The sequence below is a fragment of the Sphingomonas bacterium genome, from assembly GCF_903643035.1.
Lineage (GTDB): Bacteria > Pseudomonadota > Alphaproteobacteria > Sphingomonadales > Sphingomonadaceae > Sphingomonas.
This window is the reverse complement of record NZ_CAHJWW010000310.1, coordinates 1-3,043: the sequence shown is the minus strand read 5'-3', so window position 1 is coordinate 3,043 and position 3,043 is coordinate 1. Positions and strand designations below refer to the sequence as shown.

The window sequence follows — 3,043 nt, the reverse complement described above, 5'->3', positions numbered from 1 at the left end:
AGCAGGTCGGACGGCAGGCCGGCGGGCACGACCGGCACCGGTCCCAGCGCCGGCGCCGGCGCGGAGAGCTGCGCGCCCAGCGACTCCGGGCTTGCCCCGACCAGGATGCCGAGCGCGTGGATCCGCACCTGCACGTCCGAACGCAACGGCTCGAGTCGCGCCTGCGTCGACGAGATCGTCGCGCGCTGCCGCGTGACGTCGATCTGCGGCGTCAGGCCGACCAGCGCCTGGTTGCCGGCGATCTCCAGCCCGCGACGCTGGCGGGTCAGCTCGTCCTCGACGATCGCGATCTGCGCCTGTCCGAGTCGCAGCGCGAAATAGGCCTGCGCCACCTCGGCGGCCAGGGTGATCGCAGCGTCGCGGCGGTTCCAGACCGCGGCGGCGGACTGCGCGCGCGCCGATTCGCGCTGCCGCCGGTCGCCCCCGAACAGGTCGATCTCCCAACTCGCGTCGAAGCCGACGGAGAAGGTCGTGATGCCGCCGCCCGGCAGCGCGAGACCGTTGTTGCCGGAGGAGCCGCCAGTCGACCCCGAGCCGCCACCGCCGAACAACGACGTGATCTGCGACAGGCCGGCGTTCTTGCTGATCTCGATGTTGTTGACGCCCGCCATCGCGTCCAGCGTCGGCTTGCCGGCGGCGCCCGCGACGATCTCGCCGTACCGCGCCTCGCGAACGCGGCTAGCCGCGGTCAGGATGTCGGGATTGTCGCGCATGGCCCGCTCCACCAGTGCGTCGAGACCGGCATCGCCGAACGCGGACCACCAGTGTGCGGGATCGATCGCCTCGCCAGGCGGCACGGCGATCTGTGGCGAGGCATAGGCGGGCGGCGTCGGCAGCTGCGGCTCGACATAGTTCGGGCCGACGGTGCAGCCGGCAAGCGCCAGCGCGGTGCCGGCGAGGAGGAGGCGAGATCGCATCAATGTCCCATTCCCTGCGGGGTCTTGCCGCCAAGGCCGCTGCGCATCAGGAAGACCACCGGCGTCACCACCAGCACGATCACCATCAGCGCATGATAGACGCTAAGGAACGCCTGCATCGACGCCTGCCGCTGCACCGTCTGGTAGAGTACGCCCATCGTGGTCATCGACCCGTCGCCGCCGCTGCCGCCCAGCACGCCCGACGTGCGCGAGACCCAGTCGTTGTAGTTGGGGTTCAGCGGCTGCGCGAACTCCACCAGCCGCGACTGATGGATCTGCAGCTGGTGCGCGAGCAGCGTCTGCGCCGTCGCGATCCCCAGCGTGCCGCCCAGGTTGCGGAAGACATTGAGCAGGCTGGAGGCCTGCGCCGTCTGCGTCTGCTTCAGGCCGATATAGGCGGCCGCGCTGATCGGCACGAACAGGAACGGCAGCCCCGCCGCGGAGATCAGCCGCGCCTCCGCCGCCTGGGCGAAGGTGATCTCGGCATTGAGGTGGCTCATGTGCCATAGCGCCAGCGCCTGGATGATGAAGGCGCCGCCGATCAGGATGCGCACGTCCACCTTGCCCGTCAGCCTGCCCGCGAACGGCACCGCGACCAGGGTCGCGACCCCGCCCGCCGTCATCGCCAGACCCGCGTCGAGCGCGCTGTAGCCCATCACCTGCTGCAGCATCTGCGGGATGAGCTGCGTGGTGGCGAACAGGACCATGCCGGTCATCATCATCACCACCAGCACCATCGCGAAGTTGCGGTTCTTGAGCATCCTGAAGTCGATGACCGGATCGGGGTGCTCGAGCTCCCACACCACGAGCGAGACGAGCGCGATGACCGAGATGATCGCCGCCGTGAGGATCAGGGGACTGGAGAACCAGTCCTGACGCTCGCCACGGTCGGCGACGATCTCGAGAAAGCCCAACCCCAGGGCGATCAGCAGCACGCCGATATAATCGATGCGCAAGCCGTTCTTCAGTTTCTCGGCCCGGTCGGCCTTCACCTGCTTGGGCTCGTCGGCGAACAGCTCGACCAGGAACATCGCCAGGATGCCGACCGGCACGTTGATGAGGAATACCCAGTGCCAGCTGCTGTATTCGGTGATGAACCCGCCCAGCGTGGGACCGAGGACGGGGCCGACGACCACGACGATCGCGAAGGCGGCGAACGCCATGCCGCGCTTCTCCGGCGGGAAGGTGTCGGCGAGCATCGACTGCTCGACGGGAGCGAGCCCGCCGCCGCCGATCCCCTGGAGCAGCCTGGCTATGATGAGGGTCGTCAGATTGGGCGAGATGCCGCACAGGAACGAGCTGGCGGTGAACAGCGCGATCGAGATCATGAAGTACCGCTTGCGGCCGATCACGTCGCTCAGCCAGCCGCTGATCGGGATCACCACCGCATTGGCGAGCAGATAGGTCGTCAGCACCCATGTCGCCTGGTCGTTCGAGATCGACAGCCCGCCCGCGATATATTCCAGGCTGACGTTCGCGATCGACGTGTCCAGCACCTCCATGAACGTGGGGATCGAGATGATCGCGATGATGAACCACGGGCTGTACGGCCCCGCCGCCGATCGGGAGGGCGTCCAGCCATGGCCCTGTGCGGGCGCCGCGTTTGCCATCAGTCGAGTACCTTCACGATCGGAACCACGGACATGCCGGGGCCGATGCTGTAGTTGCGCGGATTGGGGCCGTTCCTGATGTCGAAGGTGATCCGCACCGGCACCCGCTGCACCACCTTCACGTAGTTGCCGGTCGCGTTCTGCGCCGGCAGCAGCGCGAACGCCTGGCCCGCGCCGCGCTGGACCGAATCGACGTGCCCGAGGAAAGTCATGTCGGGAAAGGCGTCCACCCGGATCGACACGCCCTGGCCGATCCGCATGTGCGCGAGCTGCGTCTCCTTGAAGTTCGCCGTCACCCACATCGTGTCGGGCACGATCGCCATGAGCTGCGTGCCGGGGCCGACATAGGAGCCAAGGTTCACCTGCCGGTTCACCACCTGCCCCGGGACCGGCGCGACAAGCCGCAGGTTGCCGAGCGTCACGTTCGCCTGCGCGACCTGCGCGCGCTGCGCGGCGATCCCCGCGCGGGCGACCCCTACCTGGCGGCGGGCGACGCGCACCTGCTCGGCGGCGTCG

General features: G+C 68.6%; 3 protein-coding genes. All 3 read right to left on the bottom strand.

The genetic code is table 11. The features are described from left to right. A partial coding sequence (locus tag HUV01_RS14400) for a TolC family protein (protein ID WP_174298895.1) occupies window positions 1-917 on the bottom strand: 917 nt, incomplete at its 3' end. Beyond that, entirely contained in the window at window positions 917-2,527 is a 1,611-nt protein-coding gene (locus HUV01_RS14395; protein ID WP_174298894.1) for a DHA2 family efflux MFS transporter permease subunit, read from the bottom strand. The genes HUV01_RS14395 and HUV01_RS14400, both read right to left, overlap by 1 nt. Continuing rightward, on the bottom strand, window positions 2,527-3,043 hold a 517-nt coding region (locus HUV01_RS14390), incomplete at its 5' end, for an efflux RND transporter periplasmic adaptor subunit (RefSeq protein WP_174298893.1). The genes HUV01_RS14395 and HUV01_RS14390, both read right to left, overlap by 1 nt.

Excerpts from the sequence above, each read along its gene's own strand:
- HUV01_RS14395 (WP_174298894.1), bottom strand. The coding sequence starts at position 2,527 with ATGGCAAACGCGGCGCCCGCACAGGGCCATGGCTGGACGCCCTCCCGA.